Below are 16,500 nucleotides of genomic sequence, written 5' to 3' on the forward strand. Positions count from 1 at the left end.
CTTCGCGCGTATGTGCCAAGGCACGGATTCTTAGACCGTCCGCTGCCGACAAACTTGTCCCATTCCTACAGAGATTGTCATGAAACTCATTCCTCCGAACAGGTCACTGCGCTTGGCATGCGAGGCAGCCGACATAGGCACGTGGCAATGGGATATGGCGCAAGACCAACTCCACTATGATCAAGTTGCGCGGAAAATCTGTGGGCTGCCCGCTGAAGGGCCGGTCCCGCGGGAGCTTGCAAGAGAATTGGTTCACGTCGAAGAGCGCGATCACGTTTCCGCTCTATCTTCTGCCGCACTGGACCCGGTACGCCGCGAGCGCGCCATTTATCTCTGTCGCATCACCCGGGCGTCGGACGGCGCGGTACGCCGCATTCGTGCCACTGGCCAAGCGCGCTTCTATCGCAGGGGTCCGTCCGGTCGCGCCGTACACTATCTCGGAACGGTTCAGGACATAACGGACGAGTCCGAAGCCGAGGAGCGACTGCAGCAGAGTGAGGCCCGCCTCCGCCTGGCGATGGACGCTGCTGGACTGGCAGTGTGGGAGGTGGATCTGGCGTCCGGCACCTTGACACCGTCGCCCGAGCTGAACCGGCTCTTGGGGTTTCCTGCTAACGCGTTGCCGACACTCGAAGACGCGCGCTCCCGGTATGCGCCAGGCGAGCGGGACCGGATCACCGCCGAAGGTGATGCAATCCGCGCTGCAGGTGGTGATCGAATTCAGACCACGGCGCGTTTCATCATGCCCGACGGGTCGGAAAAGCACCTTCTCATCCGCGCTCAGATTGCGCCCGGTGCGGCAGGTCCCAACCCTCGCGTTATCGGAGTTCTCGCCGACGTAACAGAAGCGCGTAGCCGCGAGGAGCGTCTCAATCTCGTTAATAGAGAACTTCATCACCGATTGCTAAACTTGATCACGGTGATCTCCGCCATTTCTCGCAAGACAATCACTGACCCGGCCGAGAGCAGGAAGCTTCAGGACCGTCTTAGGGCTATGGGTGAGGGAATCCGCACGACGCTCGGCGGTAACTTGGCGTCCGCGGATTTGATGGATCTTCTAACAAAGATTGCAGAGCCCTTCGAAGAGGCAAAGGGTCGTTTCCAGATTGAAGGACCCTCGATACGCCTCCCGGCAGGTTCCGCGGGAGCGTGCGCACTAGCATTCCATGAGTTGCTGACGAACGCGCTGAAGTACGGAGCGCTGAGCGATCCGAGAGGCGCGATCGAGGTGAAATGGCAAACGAGCGGAGACCGGGCGCAAATCCAATGGAGTGAGACATTGGGGAGGCGGCTAAGTGGACCACGCTTTGCCGGCTTCGGCAGCACGTTGATAACGAAGCTGTTGTTCCACCCACCGGACACTGCCTCTATTGAGTACCGGGAGTCAGGCGTCTTGTGTCGACTTGATGTCACTGCGGAACACTGAGCGAGACACTTCACCCCAACATACTCATCCTCTCCAAGCGTGCGACCAGGTTCTTGACCCCGCCCGGCCCCCAAGAACGTGCATGCCGGGTCCTGATGCCTCTCGCTGTCAACTCGGTCGCCATTGCACGAAGAGAAGTGTGCCCCGCAGCCCGGATTTCGGTAAGAACCGGTGCCAAGTCCGCAGCGAACGCTGCCGCATTCGCCGACACCGTCGCGCGCAGCGCCACACCGCCCTTCCCGGCACGCCGGAGGCTGGCTGCGCCGTTGGGATTTCCGAGTTTCACACCACGGGCCTTGGCCACCGCCAGCGCCTCCTTCGTCCGCCTAGAGATCGATTCACGTTCGGCCTGGGCGACAAGGGCCATGATCCCGACGGTGAGGGCGTTCGCCTCCGGCATGTCCACGGCGACAAAGCGAACCCCACTGTCCCGCAGGGCGAGGAGGAACGCTGCGTTGCGTGACAGCCTGTCCAGTTTCGCGATCACCAGCGTCGCGCCAGTGACCTTCGCCAGATGCAGCGCCTTCGCAAGCTCTGGCCGATCCGCTTTGCGCCCGCTCTCGACCTCGGTGAACCGCGCCAGGACCTCTGCGCCGCGGGATGCCGCAAAGTCCTCGATCACCTTCCGCTGGGCCTCCAGTCCCAGTCCGCTCGCCCCTTGTCGCGCCGTCGAGACCCGCTCGTAGGCCACCAGCCGCTGTCCTGCCGCCATCTCCGCTCCCTGTTCACAACTGCCTAACGTTCGTTGCGCAGGTGTGTACACCGAGAGGCGTGGAAGACGTAGTGGAGAAGTGGCGTGACAGGTAAAAAATAGTAGCGGGAACAATGATCTATCGAGTTGATAGGTGCCGGGAGTAGAGCGAAGCTGATCGCACGGCAACTCACCAGCCCGGAGGATCGGACAATGGCCCGCGATACCGCAGCGACGAATGAAAAGGCCCTGGACGCCTTCCTGGCTGCGAAGGCCGAGATCGACCGGCTCCTCGCCGAGTTGGCTGCCTTGAGCGCGGACCACTTCCATGCCAGCCCGGACGACATCACCTGGGGCGACGTCGGAAGCGCGAACCACATCCGGGAGCGCCTGCAAGAGATCGCGAACTTCGCCACCGGCAAGGGATGACCTCACCCGCCGCCCCGTCGCGGGCCTGCACAGCTCCACAGGCTGGCCGACGCGGGCCTTGGCCTCGTAGAAGGGCTGGCATGCCGCTGGCCCGGACAAGGAGGCCACAATGGCACGCAACGCGAAGACCAAGGAAGATACCGCAACTGATCCCGTCGAGGCTCGCCAAGCCGCTGACACCCCCGAGACCGCAGCGCGCATGCCGCGACCCGGCAGCAAGCTCGCGCAGGTGGTCGAACTGCTTGAAGGCGAGAACGGCGCGACCATCGCCGAGATCATGGCAGCGACGAACTGGCAGCAGCACACCGTGCGCGGCGCGCTTGCCGGATCCATCACGAAGAAGCTCGGCCGCACCTTGACCTCGGAGAAGGTCGAGGGCCGCGGGCGCGTCTACCGGATCGCTCTGCCGCAGACTTGATCCCGGGTCATTATGAGAAACACGACGGTGCCGCTCTTTCGGAAGCGGCTCCTCCTTTTACAAGTTTCCGTCGATCTCGTAGCGACGCACGTTCCCCTGTGAACGCGAGGGATGCTCCAAGGCATCTACGGGTGCCGGGTCGTTCAATGACCTTTCCTTTCGCTCGCCATTCGCGTCTTCGTAGACGATCACGAACTGGACCTTGTCGACCGGTTCCAAATGACGGTTTGCGTTCGCAATGGCGATCCGCGAGCGCGAGGCCGGCGTCAGCCCGATCTCGGCCATGTAGCGACCCATCAGCTCCATCTGCCGGTTGGCGATGTTCAGCCAGGGCGACTGCTGCACATAGCCGGACGGCGTCTTGAAGAGCACCGGTGTCTCCTGAAGCTTCTGCTCGGCTTCAACCCAGCGCCCATAGGCCTGGCAATAGGCCGCAAGCACCGCGCGATCGACGATAGTGATCACCCCCATGTCGACCAGCGTATCGACCAGCCGGTGCCACTCTGCCTTGGCCTCCTCGCTCAGATGATCCGGACAGTCGGGCGTGCCCTCGGGCGGCTTCGGCTCGGCATGGTTCCAGGCGCGCTTGCCGCGGTTGCCTTCCGCCCGGCGCCAGGCCGTCGGCTTTTTCGGTGGTCCGCTCACGGCAGTTGATCCCTGAGCGCATTGAACACCCTCCGCACGGTGTAGCCGCGCAGGATCGAGACGGCGGTGAACACCGAAGCCACGACCAGGTTCTCAGCATAGCCGAAGTCGTGGCCCATCGCGGGAAAGAGGGCGCGTTGCACCGCCACCGAAAGCACGAAGCCGAGGAGCGTGCTGGTCAGTGTCTCTAAGAAGGACGCGCTACGCGACTGACCACCGGCCATTGGCCTTCTCCTTCCTGGCGTCGAGAATGGACTTCTTCGCGTTTTCCAGCATCTTCCCGTATTCCGCGAGGGCGTTCAGTTCCTCGTCGCTCAACTGGCTGAGGTCGATCTCGTCGATGGGGTCCTGCTTCACGGCGAGATCGACGCTTTCGCGCCAGCCGCCCTGTGTCTTCAGGAAGAAGATCATCGCCGTGACGTTTCCAGCGCGAGCCTTCGTGACGAGGCTCTGGGCAACGGCCCCGATCGCACGCGCCTTCCCCCTTTTGTAGCGTTCCGATAGGTCCTCGTCGCGGTTAAGGATGGCGAAGAAGGTCGTGCGGCCAATGCCGAGGAAGTCAGCGATCTGCTCGGCGTTCAAAACGGCTGCCAGCGTCTCGACTTCCGCCCGCTGCGCTTCGGTGAGGGTGGTGAGCGGTCGGCCGGTCATGCCGCTGCCTCCGGAACTCGAGCGGCCCTTACCGTTGCAAACGTTTCGCCGGTTGCCTCCAATACCGCCTCACGTCCCGTGAACGCCTGCCAGCGCCCCACGGCCACGTCCACGTAGGCCGGGTCCAGTTCCACCGCATGGCAGTGCCGCCCGCATGTCTCTGCCGCGATGATCGAGGAACCTGATCCCGAGAAGGGCTCGTAGACGGCTTGACCGGGGCTGGAGTTGTTCAGCATCGGTCTCCGCATGCACTCCACGGGCTTCTGCGTGCCGTGAACCGTGGCGGCGTCCTGGTCGCGGCTCGGGATGCTCCAGAGCGTCGTCTGCTTGCGATCGCCCGACCAGTGCCCGGTGGCCTTCTCGCGAACGGCATACCAGCAGGGCTCATGCTGCCAATGGTAGTCTCCCCGGGAGAGCACCAGCCGCTCCTTGGCCCAGATGATCTGGCTCCGGATCGCGAAGCCGCAGGCGAAGAGGCTCTCGGCCACCGTGGTCGCATGCAGCGCCCCGTGCCAGACATAGGCCACGTCGCCAGGAAAGAGCGCCCAGGCTTCCCGCCAGTCCGCGCGGTGGTCGTTCAGGACCTTGCCCACGCGCCGGGTCTTGGCGGCACCCACCTGATTGCGCCAGGCCGGGTCATACTCCACGCCATAGGGCGGATCGCTCACGAGGAGATGCGGTCGCACCCCGTGCAGCACCTTTGCCACCGTCGCTGCGTTCGTCGCATCACCACAGATCAGCCGGTGGCTGCCCAGAACCCAGACGTCGCCGGGCTGAGATACCGGCACAACCGGTACCGGCGGAATGTCGTCTTCACGCTCATCCGCCTCGCCGGAGCGCAGGAGCGCATCCAGTTCGGCGGCATCGAAACCGAGGCTGGTCAGGTCGACCGCCATGTCCTGCAGATCGCCCAACTCCAGTGCAAGGAGCGCCTTGTCCCACCCCGCCTGCTCGGCGAGCTTGTTGTCCGCGAGGATGTAGGCCCGCTTCTGCGCTTCGGTGAGATGCGCGAGTTCAATCACCGGCACCTGCGAGAGCCCCAGTTTCCGGGCTGCCATCACCCGGCCATGCCCGGCGATGATGCCGTTCTCGCCGTCCACCAGGACAGGGTTGGTGAAGCCGTACTCCCGGATCGATCCTGCGATCAGCGCAACCTGCGCTTCCGAATGCGTCCGGGCATTCCTCGCATAGGGGATCAGATCGCCGATCGGGCGGTAGTCGATTGCCAGCGTGCCGTCCATCTGCGCCTCCACCCCCCGGTCCGCAACAAGCGGTGTCTCTGGGCTGATGCGGGCATAATACCATGTAGGCTAAGCCATTGGCAAAATGACACTATTCGACATTCTGCGACAAGGAACGACAGCGCACGTCGATGGTGAAACGAAGACAGGTGATATCCCAATCAGACGCGCCCGCCAACATCGACTAGGCGTCAATCTGAACTCTGCATGCCGGACCGGGAACGAGGCGCCGACCGCACGTCGGGAACTGTCAGGTACCGACACGCTCGACTAACCGACGGGCTCCGTGAGGGATGTGACAGATGTGACGGAAGAGATCCATTAATCCCTTCGCGCGTGTGCGTGAGAGAAAAATCGGATTCATCTGTCACATCTGTCACATCCGTCACGAAGCACTACGGTCCGGTCCTCGTCGCCGTTGACAGGTTGCACACGCAATAGTTGAAGTAAGCGCGGGTCTTCGAAAGGGAGGTCGAACGCCCATGGGTCACATCCACCTCGGCGTCCTGCCGAAAACGAAGAAGTGGCGCGAGGTCGTTGGCGCCATCATTGAAGGATCGCCTGACCGCCAGATTGTGGCGGCAAGTGCGCGAGCGGCCGAGAACGATCTTCTGTCCGCAGCAAACGATCCGGTCTTTGTCGAGGCGGTTCGCCTTCTCTTGTCCATTCCACTGGCTGCGCGGGCTTCAGATTTCGGGGATGGGCTGCGCAACTTGGATCTACAGGTCGGCGCTTCGCCCGGTTTGTTCGAGATCGTCGCAGCTAGCATGGCGCGTCTCGATGAAGTCGCCCGCGAGAGCATCCGATCAACCGATCTTGGCGAGTTGGCTGCGCGCAGCTTCGCACAAACGCTAAACGAAAGCATTTCTGCCGATCTTCCAGGCCTGTTCGAAGCGACGCCCGAGGACGTCCAAGCAGTTATACGGCGGCTGTCCTATTCGAAGGGCATCGCCGCGTTCTCCAGGGCGTACTTTGGGAATCTGGTGGCGGCATCACTGTCCTACTGGCTGGATCGGACGCTCTCTCTACAGGTAGGCCCCGACCGCAGGTTCGAGTCTGTTTCGCGGAGGACCGAGTTCGACGTTGCCCTGCGGCAGTACACCTCGGAGGCGACCCGTATCATCCAGGAATTCGCGGGTGGCTGGTACGGTAAGACATTGCACGAGGCGGGGCGATTTGGCGCTCATGAAGCGCAGATCTTCGGCGCGGTTGCCCTCAGGAAGATCACCGAAGGGCTGCGAGTGCGATGGGTGGACGATGTCTGATGCCCTCATCGAGGAACCCGATCAGGGAAATCTGATCAACCTTCGCATCGATGGGCCAAACCCGAATTTTCGGCTGGCCACGGAACGAATAACAGCGTCGGCCCTCGCCCCGCTCGATCCGGTTGTTGAAGATCTGCTGCACATCGCCTCCGCGGTCTTCTTCGCCGATAGCACTGTCCGTCGCGGTGGCGGGACGCGCCCGCAAATGGGTGTCAGTTGGCGCCGCAATTTCAGGATCACGGTCCAAGTCTTCTCACCCGACCTATGGTCCCGGAGCGAAGTCGTTAGCGCTCTTGAAGACGCCATGGGGTTTCTGACCGAAGACAGGTACGAGTTTCGGTTCGACAAGACAAACGGGCACGGTCCAGCGCAGGGACTGTTGGATCTGGATCCGAAGGGTGCGGCGTTCCGGGCCGAAGAGGTGATCCTCTTCTCCGGCGGGCTCGACTCCTTCGCAGGCGCCCTCGAGGCGCTCTCGACAAGCGGACACAACGTCCTGCTCGTCTCGCACCGATCGGCTCAGAAAGTGGTGCCGCGGCAGGACCATTTGGCGGCATACCTCAGAAAGCAGCACGCAAAGCGCTTTCAGCACATCAAGGTCATTGCGCGGCGAGATGGGCCAGAGGCCTCGGAAACAACGCAACGGTCGCGCTCGTTCCTGTTTGCCGCCCTTGGACTGGCCGTCGCGCGGTCCTTTGGCGCCTCCCGTGTAAATTTCTACGAGAACGGCATCGTCAGTCACAATTTACCCATCTCGCCGCAGATCATCGGAACGATGGCCACGCGCACGACGCATCCACTCGTCCTGGCTAAGCTGAACCGACTGTTCGAACTGGTCCTGCCTGGCGCGGCAAAGCTTTCCAACCCTTACGAGTGGCTTACGAAGACGGAAGTGATTCAACGGATAGCGCAGTTCGGTGGGAAGTCGCAGATCAGTTCGGCCGTTAGTTGCACGAGCGTCAGGGACCAGACCAAGCTCCACCCCCACTGCGGCAAATGCTCTCAATGCCTCGATAGGCGCTTCGGAATTTTGGCGGCAGGTCTGGGCGCTGACGACCCACCCGACCAATACAAGACCGACGTGCTACTTGGCGAGCGCACCGACGACGGCACGGTCAAGATGGCAGTCGAGTGGACGCGCCATGCCCTGCACTTGCAAAGCTTGGACAAGAGTTCGTTCTTCGCGAAATTCGGGCTGGAGCTTTCGCGCATCCTGCAGGGCCATCCCGAGCTGCCAAGCGCGTTGGGCCTCGAAAGGATCTTGTCGCTTCACCAACGCCATTCCGAGTCCGTCCTGAGGGTGTTGAAGGAGGCGGTCGAGAACAACGCACTCGCCCTCGCGGAGCTCAGGCTCCCGGCGTCTTCGCTCCTCATGTTGCATCTGGGATCGAGCGCTCTGGCGAATGAACGGACCATACCGCGCGATCCACGGATCGATGAACGCCCGAGTTCCATGCCGAAGGACATCCCGGAAGAGGATCTGCAAATCAACCCCGACGATCCACTTGTAGTCGCGTTCTACACGGAGGGTGACCGGCACGTGGTCTCCGTGAGGGGTCTCATGCACCTTGTCGGTCAGTCGGCCAGAGTTCCTCATGCGCTGAAGCCGACCTTCGATGAGGACCGTAGCCATGGTTTGCGGCCAGAGGGCCATCGCTATGTCAACGATCTTCGGGCACTGAATTGGACAAAGGAAACCGTCAGGAAGAATGTCGAACGCTGCCGAGCCGAGCTTGCTGCAAGCTATCTGGCCTTGTTTGGCTTCGCGCCGCCTGCGCCGCTGCTCGTGCAAAGCAAGCAACGCCAAGGTTATCGGCTCGATCCGCTGATCAAGCTCACCGATCGACGGGACTGATTCCCGACGTCTTGGCCTGTCTGGAACCCATTGCAGATTCCACATGTCACGCATTGGGGCGGCTACGTCACGCATCGGCGCTTGACAACACGCTATTCCAATTGTTCCGGACACCAGTTTGTCACGCATCACGACACCTTGCGTCACGCCACGACACGTGCCTAACCATCTGACAAATTGTATTTTTTCCCCACTGATCCGAAACACGAGCAGTCATGGGGCAGATGCAATGTCACACAATCTGAAGGACGACCACGACCCCGAAAACCCCTTCGGCCTTGTTTGCGAAAGGTGGCTTTCGAGCCGCTGGAACAAGTCCCCCCGCACGCTTCAACGCTGGCGCAGGAATCGCTGCGGTCCAGCCTGGATCCGCATCGGCGGGACACCCTTCTATCGTATCGGCGACATCCTCGATTTCGAGAGCCGGATGCGGCGCGACGGGGGGGGCACGCTGATGAACACCCGCGCGCACAAACCCGACATGCCTGCAATCGACCCCGATGCCATCCGCATCTGGTGCGGTGTCGTCTTCGGCTATCTCGATGGTCTTGTCCCGATCCGGTTCTTGGCCGAGAAGGGCACGCCATCCCAGAATCCCAGCACACCCTTCGTTCCGGTTGCGGACGTCGTCGAACGGCTTGTCACCACCGCGCCCGGGGCGGCCGAGGCGCAGCGGGCCGTCTACGTCGTGCCCGGCACAGTGGCAAAGGCGGGATCGGCACGAGCCGAGGATATCGTCCAGACCGGCGTCCTGCTCGTCGATCTCGACGAAGGGGACATAGCTGCCAAGAGGGATCATCTGGTCCGGCATCTTGGTACACCGTCCATGGAGGTCGTCTCCGGCGGCATCACCGACGAGGGTCACGACAAGCTTCATCTCTATTGGCGACTGAGCGAGGCCGCCGAGACAGAGCAGCTTAGTTACGTGGCGGCACTCCGCGCGGAGATCGCATCAAAGACTGGCGGGGATATGTCCTTCGGCAGCCTCCACCAACCCGTTCGCGTGGCAGGCACGATCCATGGCAAGGCCGGCATTCGGTCCTCGGTCCGCCTGAAAGCGCATTCTGCCGCCGAATACGAGCTGACAGACCTGGCCGACGCCATCGCCGCGATGCCTGCGATGTCGTGCCTGCCGCTTCGGATCGACACCGGGCGCAGTGCATCGGTCGGCCCCTCGGCGTCCGACCTCATGACGCGACCAACGCGTTCAGAGGGCAAGGACGGCATCACGCGGTTCGAAGCGATCTCCAAAACGGCGGGCCACTGGATCTGGCTGGCGAGGCAGGGACATGTCTCGCTCGAAGGCGCGTTCGAAGGTCTCTCCAACTACAATACCGCGATGATCCAGCCGCCCTGGGACGAAGAAGCTCTGCGGCGTGAGTTCGAGGCGCTACTCCGAAAGGACATCGTGGAGAAGGGTCCGCTCCCGGCGCGAGTGTCATCGACGGCTGGGGAGCCGCCTGATGGCGAACCGTCTGTCGTCCCCGAACAGAGCGACGACGCCCTCGCAGACACCTTCGTCATGGCCGAGGGGGAAGTCTGGCGGCACGTTCCAGTCTGGCGAGCCTGGTTCCACTGGGACGGCGGGGTCTGGCGCCGCGATGACACCCAGCTCGTGCGTCAGCGCATGCGGCTGATCTGCCGGGCCGTGGCCGGTGAGGCGAAGCCCCACGAGGCGCGCAGGATTGCCAGCGAGAAAACGCTGACGGCCTCCCTGAAACTTGCCGCCTCTGATCCCAGGGTCGCGACCACGCACATCGCCTGGGATGCGCATCCGATGCTCCTCAACACCCGTAGCGGCATTCTCGACCTCGAGACCGGGGAGGAGCGGCCGCACGACCCGTCGCTGATGATGACGCAGATCACCTCGGCATCGGTCGGATCGGGCTGCCCGCGCTGGCTTGCCTTCCTCGACGAGGTGACCGGCGGCGACAGGGAGCTCGTTGGCTACCTCCAACGCCTCGCCGGCTATTGCCTCACGGGGCGGACATCAGAGCAGGTGTTCGTGTTCCTGCATGGCGAAGGGGCCAACGGCAAGTCCGTGTTCCTAGGCACACTAGCGCACGTGCTCGGAAGCTATGCGGCCACAGCGACACTTGACACCTTCGCGGCCTCTCGGTCCAGCCGCCACCTGACAGAACTTGCGGGGTTGCGCGCAGCGAGGCTCGTTCTGGTTCCTGAGACCGAAGGCGGACAGGCCTGGGCCGAGGCGCGCATCAAGACAGTCACCGGTGGCGAGAGCATCCGCGCGAACTTCATGCACCAGGATCACTTCGAGTTCCGGCCGCAGTTTAAGCTGCTCGTTGCCGGGAACCATCGGCCCACCGTCTCCAACGTCGGCGAGGCGATGCGCCGCCGACTGCACCTTGTCCCCTTCACCGTGACGATCCCGCCGGAACTGCGTGACTCGAAGCTGGCAGAGGCCTTGCAGGCGGAGGCCGATGGCATCCTAAGTTGGATGGTCGAGGGTTGTGCGGCCTGGTTGACGACGGGCCTCGCTCCTCCCGTGTGCGTGTTAGAGGCAGCAGAGGACTACTTCGCAGCAGAAGACCTCGTCGGGCAGTGGATCGCCGAATGCTGCTCCGTTGGACCGCAATTCCGGGAGCTGTCCGCAAACCTCTTCCAATCCTGGAAGTTGTGGGCGGACCAGCAGGGGTTCTGCTACGGGACATCCAAGTCCCTGGGCGAGGCGCTGCGGGCTCGGGGGTTCCAGGATACGCGGGTCAATCGTGGCCGCGGTTGGGCTGGTCTCGCCCTTGTCCGTGGGCCGCAGACGGGGGAGGTCTCGCCATGAACCCCTATCCCGCGCGCCTGATGTCGCCGCAGGAACGCCGTGCCGAACTCTGCCGTATCCTGGCCCTTGGCCTGGTCCGGCTCCTCGCCCGCCAGTCAAGCGAACTATCCGACCGCACCGGAGAAAGTTCGCTACACTTCCCGCCCGCCCAGAGCGGTCATGCAACCTGTGATGAACGGAGACCCGCATGACCAATCACGATCCCATCCCGGCGCGCCTCGCCGCCCTAAAGATCGCCCCGACGGTTGACCTGAAGCAGCAGTGGCGCGACCTCTTCGACAGGGAGCCACCGCCCTTCAACCGGCGCTACCTGGAGTCTCGGCTCGCCTACCGGATCCAGGAACTGACCTACGGCGGGTTGAAGCCTGAGACCATCCGGCGGCTCGAGCAGTTGGGCGAAGAACTCGACGGCGGCGACAAGAAGAAGCGCAGCATCCGGCTTGATCGCGATCGCCCGATCACTGGCACGCGGCTCCTGCGCGAGTGGCAGGGCGTCGAGCAGGTGGTCACGGTGGCGAAGGACGGCTTCGAATGGCAGGGGCGACCCTACAAGTCGCTGTCCGCCATCGCGCGCGCGATCACCGGCACCCGCTGGAACGGCTGGACCTTCTTCGGGCTGAAGAACCATCGGGGGCGGTCATGAACGCGCAGAGCAAGCCTCTCGTCCGCAAGCTCCGCTGCGCCGTTTACACCCGAAAGTCCTCGGAGGAAGGGCTGGATCAGGAGTTCAACTCGCTCCATGCGCAGAGGGAAGCCTGCGAGGCCTACATCGCCAGCCAGCGCTCGGAAGGCTGGGTGCTCGTTCGGGATCAATACGATGATGGCGGTGTGTCGGGCGGCACGCTGGAACGCCCGGGCCTGAAGCGGTTGATAGCCGAGATCGAGGATGGGCTGGTCGATGTGGTGGTGGTCTACAAGATCGACCGCCTCAGCCGCTCGTTGGCGGACTTTGCCAAGCTGGTCGAGGTGTTCGACCGGAACGGCGTGACCTTCGTTTCGGTCACGCAGTCGTTCAACACGACCACTTCCATGGGACGACTGACGCTGAACATCCTGCTGTCCTTCGCCCAGTTCGAGCGGGAGGTGACGGCCGAGCGCATCCGCGACAAGGTCGCCGCCTCTCGGCGCAAGGGCATGTGGATGGGCGGGGTGCCGCCCTATGGCTATCGCGTCGAGAACCGGAAGCTGGTGGTCGATGAGGGTGCCGCCGAGCATGTGCGCTGGATCTTCACCCGCTTCATCGAGATTGGCTCCTGCACGGTGCTGGCCCGCGAAGTCGGCCAGCGTGGCATCCGCACTTCCCGCGGTAACCGGATCGACAAGAAGTATCTCTACCGGATGCTGTCGAACCGCGCCTACATCGGTGAGGCGGTCCACAAGGGCGAGTGCTACCCAGGTGAGCACGACGCGATCATCGACCGCGCACTCTGGGACAAGGTGCACCTGATCCTGAAGGAGAGCCCTCGTGCAAGGGGAACTCGCACGAGGGCACAGACGCCTGCACTTCTCAAGGGCCTCGTCTTTGGCCCCGATGGTGCGGCGTTCTCGCCAACGCACACCCGCAAGGGCGGACGGTTGTACCGCTACTATGTCAGCCAGTCGGTGCTGAAGCACGGCGCCGGGGCGTGTCCGGTCGGCCGTGTGCCAGCGGGCGAGATCGAGGCGGCGGTCATCGACCAGCTGCGTGCGGTGTTCCGTCAGCCCGAGATCATCGCGGGGACGTGGCGGGCAGCGCAACTAAAGGATGCCGGCATCACCGAGGCCGACGCCCGCACCGCCCTGCAGCAGCTGGATCCACTGTGGGACGAACTCTTCCCCGCCGAGCAGGTGCGCATCGTGACGCTGCTAGTTGAACGGGTCGACATCGGCACCGACGGGCTAAGCATCAAGCTGCGCGTGGATGGCCTCGGTGGTCTCGTCGGTGAGCTGCAGGCCAAGCGCGTTGGAGAAGCCGCGTGACGCGCTCCAAGCCAGTCCCGGAGACGGTGGAGCTGCATGTCCCGTTCCGTGTCGTGAAGCGTGGTGGGCGGAAGGAGATGCAATTGCCGGAGGGCGCCGCTCAGCAACGGCGAACAGACAACACGCTGGTCAAGGCACTGGCGCGGGCGTTCCGCTGGAAAAAGATCATCGACTCCGGCCGCTTCTCCACCATCGCTGAACTCGCCGCGGAGGAGGGGATCGCACCTTCCTACCTCACCCGCGTTCTGCGCTTGACGCTGATCGCCCCGGTCATCGTCGAGGCTATCCTCGACAGCAGACAGGTGCCCGCCGTGACGCTGGGGCGGCTGATGGAAGGGTTCCCGGAGGAGTGGGACCTACAGCGTCAGATTTTCTGACCTTTTCGGAACTTGCATTCCAATCCTCCTCTTGATCCCAAAATCATCACGTGATTGCTTGGGCTTGAACCAGTTTTTCGAGAGATTGCTCGCGTGGTGATTGGGAGGGCATTGTGCCGAGACCGCAGGTTGACAGTTTAATCCAGTTGATCCGTCAGGCACTTCCTCAGCACGGCAGTTTCGAACACGCGGTTGCGGCCGTCCGAGCCCACTTGGATAGTCTACTTCCGGGTCTTGCCCTCCAGCGCGCCGCTGAAATCAACGAGGCCGCAGGCATCGTTGCGCGCGAGTTCGAGCAGATAGAAATACTTCACAGCCATTCGGTGATCAGGAAGCGGCCCAAATGGTATTTTGGCCCGAGGTCAACGGATCTCCACTGGCCTGCAGTGAAGGGCTTCCTTCTCAATGACAAGAAGTGGCACGAAGAAGACGTGCACGGCATCGATGACGCCTCTAACGAGGTCGTCTCCCTCCTCGAGAACCCGCGGGATCCTGCGAGGAGCCAGTTCTCCTGCCGAGGACTGGTCGTCGGCCATGTGCAGTCGGGCAAGACGGCCAACATGACGGCAGTCATCGCAAAGGCCCTTGATACAGGCTACGACACCGTGATCGTTCTTGCCGGACTGACCAACAAGCTGCGCCATCAAACCCAGCTCAGGCTGTATTCAGACCTTGTGCGGCGCAATCCCCTGAATTGGCAAGTTCTCACTTCGAACGAGGTGGATAGGGATTTCCGGGCTCCGGCTCAGGGCGGGTTTCTCTCCCATTCCGACAAGGCCCAGCTTGGCGTCATCAAGAAGAACGTCTCACCCCTTGGTGAACTGCGGAAGGCGATCAGGGAGACGTTTCCGGCTGTCCTGCAGCAACTCCGGGTCCTCGTCATCGACGACGAATGCGACCAGGCGAGCGTGAACTCGGCCCGGGGCGAACTCGACATGACTGCGATCAACCAGCGCATCAGGGAGCTTCTCACCCTTTTGCCTGCTGCCACTTATGTGGGCTACACCGCCACGCCGTTCGCAAACGTGCTGATCAACCCCTACCGGGTCGATGGACAAGACCTTGACGACCTCTATCCGCGCGATTTCATTACGGCCCTCCCGAAGTCGGACAAGTATTTCGGCACCGAGCGTCTCTTCGGGAAGACGCCAGTCGATCCAGAGGACATACAGCCCGACGAGGAAGGGCTCGACATGATCCGTGACGTGCCCGAGGAGGACGAGGCAGGGCTGCAGCCGCGAAGCAGGCGGGAACGCGATGCTTTCCAGCCTGCGATGACGCCGAGCCTCGAGGCTGCAATCCTCTACTTCCTCGCCTGCTGTGCCGCACGGCGGGTCCGCGGACATGCGGGCCAGCACATGACGATGCTGGTACACACGTCAGCCTACGTTCGCGCGCACGAGCGGGTGGCTGCGCTCATCCAGGGATGGGTCGATGTGCATCGGAAGGATCTTGTCGATCCTGCATCCGAAATCGGATCGCGGCTCGAGCGGGCGTGGCTCGGGGAACAGGGTAAGTTGCCGGACGATCTAACGGACGCAGCGCCGGTAACCATCGAAGAAATTTTTCACTACCTGCCACAGGTACTCGAATGTATCGAGTTCCCGGTCGAGAACGGCGCGAGCGACGACAGAATCGACTACTCCGGCAAGCCCAAGACCTACATCGTGGTCGGCGGCTCCATCCTTGCACGCGGCCTGACCCTTGAAGGCCTCATGGTCAGTTATTTTCTGCGAACCGCAAACCAGTATGACACCCTTCTACAGATGGGGCGCTGGTTCGGATACCGCCACGGCTACGAGGATCTTCCGAGAATCTGGATGCCGCGCGACCTGAAGCTGCGGTTCAGGGCGCTCGCTGCAGTCGAGCAAGAAATCAGGGATGATATCGAGCAGTATCGATTGCGTGACCTGACGCCGATGGACCTTGCAGTTCGGATCAGGGCAATTCCGGGTATGGCGATCACGGCGGCGAACAAGATGCGGGCGGCCCGGCGCTGTGCGGTCAGCTACTGGGGAACACATCGCCAGACCTTCCGCTTCGCCCACAAAGACACAGGCATTCTTGAGAAGAACTGGGGCGCTGGCAGCGAACTCGTCAGCCGAATAGAGGCTCTAGGCCTGCGTGATCCGGACGCCGAAGAACGCAAGCTTTGGCGAAACGTCCCGAAATCGTCCATCCGCCGGTTCCTCGAGTCCTATGTCGTCGAGTCCTCACATTCCGATCTGTTGCCGGCGATGCTGCTGCCGTTTATCGACGGGACAGACCAGCGCCTTTCTACCTGGAACGTCGGCATCGTTGAATCGAGCCGCGGGCACAAGTCGGATACTCCCCTCGGCACGATCGGCGTGGTCAATACGGTCAATCGCGCGAGGCTGAAGGACGCGATGGGGATGGCCGACATCAAGGCCCTGATGTCCAGGCGCGACGTGCTGTTCGACTGCGGCGACGAAGTCAGAGGCAACGGTAGCTGGGATGAACTGAAGGAGGCAAGGCTCGAGGCCGTCGGACAGATTCCGTTGCTCCTTCTCTACCCGATCGCGAAGGACTCGCAGGCGGAAACTGGGAGCAAGGCAAGAGTGCCGCTTGATGCCGTGCATGACGTGCTCGGTATCGGCATCATCTTCCCCGGATCGGTCACGGAGGGCGGGAATTTCGTGTCGGTCGATCTTCAGCTGCTGTCGGCAGAAGAGCTTGCTGCGATCGAGGAGGAGGAATCCGCACAGGCGGAGGCGGCAGGTGTCTAGAC

The 16,500-nt window shown here is 62.6% G+C and carries 15 protein-coding genes; 10 read left to right on the forward strand and 5 right to left on the reverse strand.

The annotated features are described in order from the left end of the window. Positions 1 to 79: 79 nt before the first annotated feature. Complete coding sequence (locus ACE3Q6_RS13795) at positions 80 to 1,426, forward strand: sensor histidine kinase (RefSeq protein WP_374433322.1); 1,347 nt, start codon at positions 80 to 82, stop codon at positions 1,424 to 1,426. Positions 1,427 to 1,436: 10 nt separating this feature from the next. Here ACE3Q6_RS13795 and ACE3Q6_RS13800 read toward each other — a convergent pair whose 3' ends face one another. Next, positions 1,437 to 2,138, reverse strand: a complete 702-nt coding sequence (locus ACE3Q6_RS13800) for a recombinase family protein (protein WP_374433324.1) — start codon at positions 2,136 to 2,138, stop codon at positions 1,437 to 1,439. A gap of 192 nt (positions 2,139 to 2,330) precedes the next feature. Here ACE3Q6_RS13800 and ACE3Q6_RS13805 point away from each other — a divergent pair, with 192 nt between their 5' ends. After that, positions 2,331 to 2,546 (forward strand): hypothetical protein, encoded by a 216-nt coding sequence (locus tag ACE3Q6_RS13805; protein WP_374433326.1) that lies wholly within the window; start codon positions 2,331 to 2,333, stop codon positions 2,544 to 2,546. Positions 2,547 to 2,655: 109 nt separating this feature from the next. Next, positions 2,656 to 2,964 (forward strand): DUF3489 domain-containing protein, encoded by a 309-nt coding sequence (locus ACE3Q6_RS13810; RefSeq protein ID WP_374433328.1) that lies wholly within the window; start codon positions 2,656 to 2,658, stop codon positions 2,962 to 2,964. A gap of 57 nt (positions 2,965 to 3,021) precedes the next feature. On the opposite strand, the gene ACE3Q6_RS13815 is transcribed toward ACE3Q6_RS13810, so the two are convergent. The 4 genes from ACE3Q6_RS13815 to ACE3Q6_RS13830 are packed head-to-tail and all read right to left on the reverse strand — an operon-like array spanning position 3,022 to position 5,501. Continuing rightward, positions 3,022 to 3,609, reverse strand: coding sequence for a phage terminase small subunit P27 family (locus ACE3Q6_RS13815; protein ID WP_374433330.1), 588 nt, complete (start codon positions 3,607 to 3,609; stop codon positions 3,022 to 3,024). Continuing rightward, positions 3,606 to 3,833 (reverse strand): hypothetical protein, encoded by a 228-nt coding sequence (locus ACE3Q6_RS13820; RefSeq protein ID WP_374433333.1) that lies wholly within the window; start codon positions 3,831 to 3,833, stop codon positions 3,606 to 3,608. The genes ACE3Q6_RS13815 and ACE3Q6_RS13820 overlap by 4 nt, the downstream gene beginning before the upstream one ends. Continuing rightward, positions 3,811 to 4,260, reverse strand: a complete 450-nt coding sequence (locus ACE3Q6_RS13825) for a hypothetical protein (protein WP_374433335.1) — start codon at positions 4,258 to 4,260, stop codon at positions 3,811 to 3,813. Before ACE3Q6_RS13825 ends, ACE3Q6_RS13820 begins: the two co-directional genes overlap by 23 nt. Further along, complete coding sequence (locus ACE3Q6_RS13830; protein WP_374433337.1) at positions 4,257 to 5,501, reverse strand: site-specific DNA-methyltransferase; 1,245 nt, start codon at positions 5,499 to 5,501, stop codon at positions 4,257 to 4,259. Before ACE3Q6_RS13830 ends, ACE3Q6_RS13825 begins: the two co-directional genes overlap by 4 nt. A 482-nt stretch (positions 5,502 to 5,983) precedes the next feature. On the opposite strand from ACE3Q6_RS13830, the gene ACE3Q6_RS13835 reads away from it, so the two are divergent. The 7 genes from ACE3Q6_RS13835 (at position 5,984) to ACE3Q6_RS13865 (ending at position 16,498) form a co-directional block, all read left to right on the forward strand. Continuing rightward, positions 5,984 to 6,766, forward strand: a complete 783-nt coding sequence (locus tag ACE3Q6_RS13835; RefSeq protein ID WP_374433339.1) for a hypothetical protein — start codon at positions 5,984 to 5,986, stop codon at positions 6,764 to 6,766. Then, entirely contained in the window at positions 6,759 to 8,621 is a 1,863-nt protein-coding gene (locus ACE3Q6_RS13840; RefSeq protein ID WP_374433342.1) for a hypothetical protein, read from the forward strand. The genes ACE3Q6_RS13835 and ACE3Q6_RS13840 overlap by 8 nt, the downstream gene beginning before the upstream one ends. Positions 8,622 to 8,850: 229 nt before the next feature. Further along, positions 8,851 to 11,415, forward strand: a complete 2,565-nt coding sequence (locus tag ACE3Q6_RS13845) for a phage/plasmid primase, P4 family (protein ID WP_374433344.1) — start codon at positions 8,851 to 8,853, stop codon at positions 11,413 to 11,415. A 187-nt stretch (positions 11,416 to 11,602) separates the two neighbouring features. Beyond that, entirely contained in the window at positions 11,603 to 12,058 is a 456-nt protein-coding gene (locus tag ACE3Q6_RS13850; RefSeq protein ID WP_374433346.1) for a DUF2924 domain-containing protein, read from the forward strand. Beyond that, positions 12,055 to 13,374 carry a recombinase family protein gene (locus ACE3Q6_RS13855; protein WP_374433349.1) on the forward strand — a complete coding sequence of 440 codons (1,320 nt, stop codon included), beginning with the start codon at positions 12,055 to 12,057 and terminating at the stop codon, positions 13,372 to 13,374. The genes ACE3Q6_RS13850 and ACE3Q6_RS13855 overlap by 4 nt, the downstream gene beginning before the upstream one ends. Beyond that, entirely contained in the window at positions 13,371 to 13,751 is a 381-nt protein-coding gene (locus tag ACE3Q6_RS13860) for a hypothetical protein (RefSeq protein ID WP_374433352.1), read from the forward strand. The genes ACE3Q6_RS13855 and ACE3Q6_RS13860 overlap by 4 nt, the downstream gene beginning before the upstream one ends. A 146-nt stretch (positions 13,752 to 13,897) precedes the next feature. Further along, positions 13,898 to 16,498: a Z1 domain-containing protein gene (locus ACE3Q6_RS13865; protein WP_374433354.1), complete on the forward strand. Its 2,601-nt coding sequence runs from the start codon at positions 13,898 to 13,900 to the stop codon at positions 16,496 to 16,498. Positions 16,499 to 16,500 lie beyond the last annotated feature (2 nt).

Origin of the sequence: Tabrizicola sp. (assembly GCF_041913445.1) — a bacterium.
Taxonomy (GTDB): Bacteria; Pseudomonadota; Alphaproteobacteria; order Rhodobacterales; family Rhodobacteraceae; genus Tabrizicola.

What these genes read in the sequence shown, in the direction of transcription:
- ACE3Q6_RS13795 (WP_374433322.1), top strand. Translation starts at nt 80, where the DNA reads ATGAAACTCATTCCTCCGAACAGGTCACTGCGCTTGGCATGCGAGGCA.
- ACE3Q6_RS13800 (WP_374433324.1), bottom strand. Translation starts at nt 2,138, where the DNA reads ATGGCGGCAGGACAGCGGCTGGTGGCCTACGAGCGGGTCTCGACGGCG.
- ACE3Q6_RS13805 (WP_374433326.1), top strand. Translation starts at nt 2,331, where the DNA reads ATGGCCCGCGATACCGCAGCGACGAATGAAAAGGCCCTGGACGCCTTC.
- ACE3Q6_RS13810 (WP_374433328.1), top strand. Translation starts at nt 2,656, where the DNA reads ATGGCACGCAACGCGAAGACCAAGGAAGATACCGCAACTGATCCCGTC.
- ACE3Q6_RS13820 (WP_374433333.1), bottom strand. Translation starts at nt 3,833, where the DNA reads ATGGCCGGTGGTCAGTCGCGTAGCGCGTCCTTCTTAGAGACACTGACC.
- ACE3Q6_RS13825 (WP_374433335.1), bottom strand. Translation starts at nt 4,260, where the DNA reads ATGACCGGCCGACCGCTCACCACCCTCACCGAAGCGCAGCGGGCGGAA.
- ACE3Q6_RS13830 (WP_374433337.1), bottom strand. Translation starts at nt 5,501, where the DNA reads ATGGACGGCACGCTGGCAATCGACTACCGCCCGATCGGCGATCTGATC.
- ACE3Q6_RS13835 (WP_374433339.1), top strand. Translation starts at nt 5,984, where the DNA reads ATGGGTCACATCCACCTCGGCGTCCTGCCGAAAACGAAGAAGTGGCGC.
- ACE3Q6_RS13840 (WP_374433342.1), top strand. Translation starts at nt 6,759, where the DNA reads ATGTCTGATGCCCTCATCGAGGAACCCGATCAGGGAAATCTGATCAAC.
- ACE3Q6_RS13845 (WP_374433344.1), top strand. Translation starts at nt 8,851, where the DNA reads ATGTCACACAATCTGAAGGACGACCACGACCCCGAAAACCCCTTCGGC.
- ACE3Q6_RS13850 (WP_374433346.1), top strand. Translation starts at nt 11,603, where the DNA reads ATGACCAATCACGATCCCATCCCGGCGCGCCTCGCCGCCCTAAAGATC.
- ACE3Q6_RS13855 (WP_374433349.1), top strand. Translation starts at nt 12,055, where the DNA reads ATGAACGCGCAGAGCAAGCCTCTCGTCCGCAAGCTCCGCTGCGCCGTT.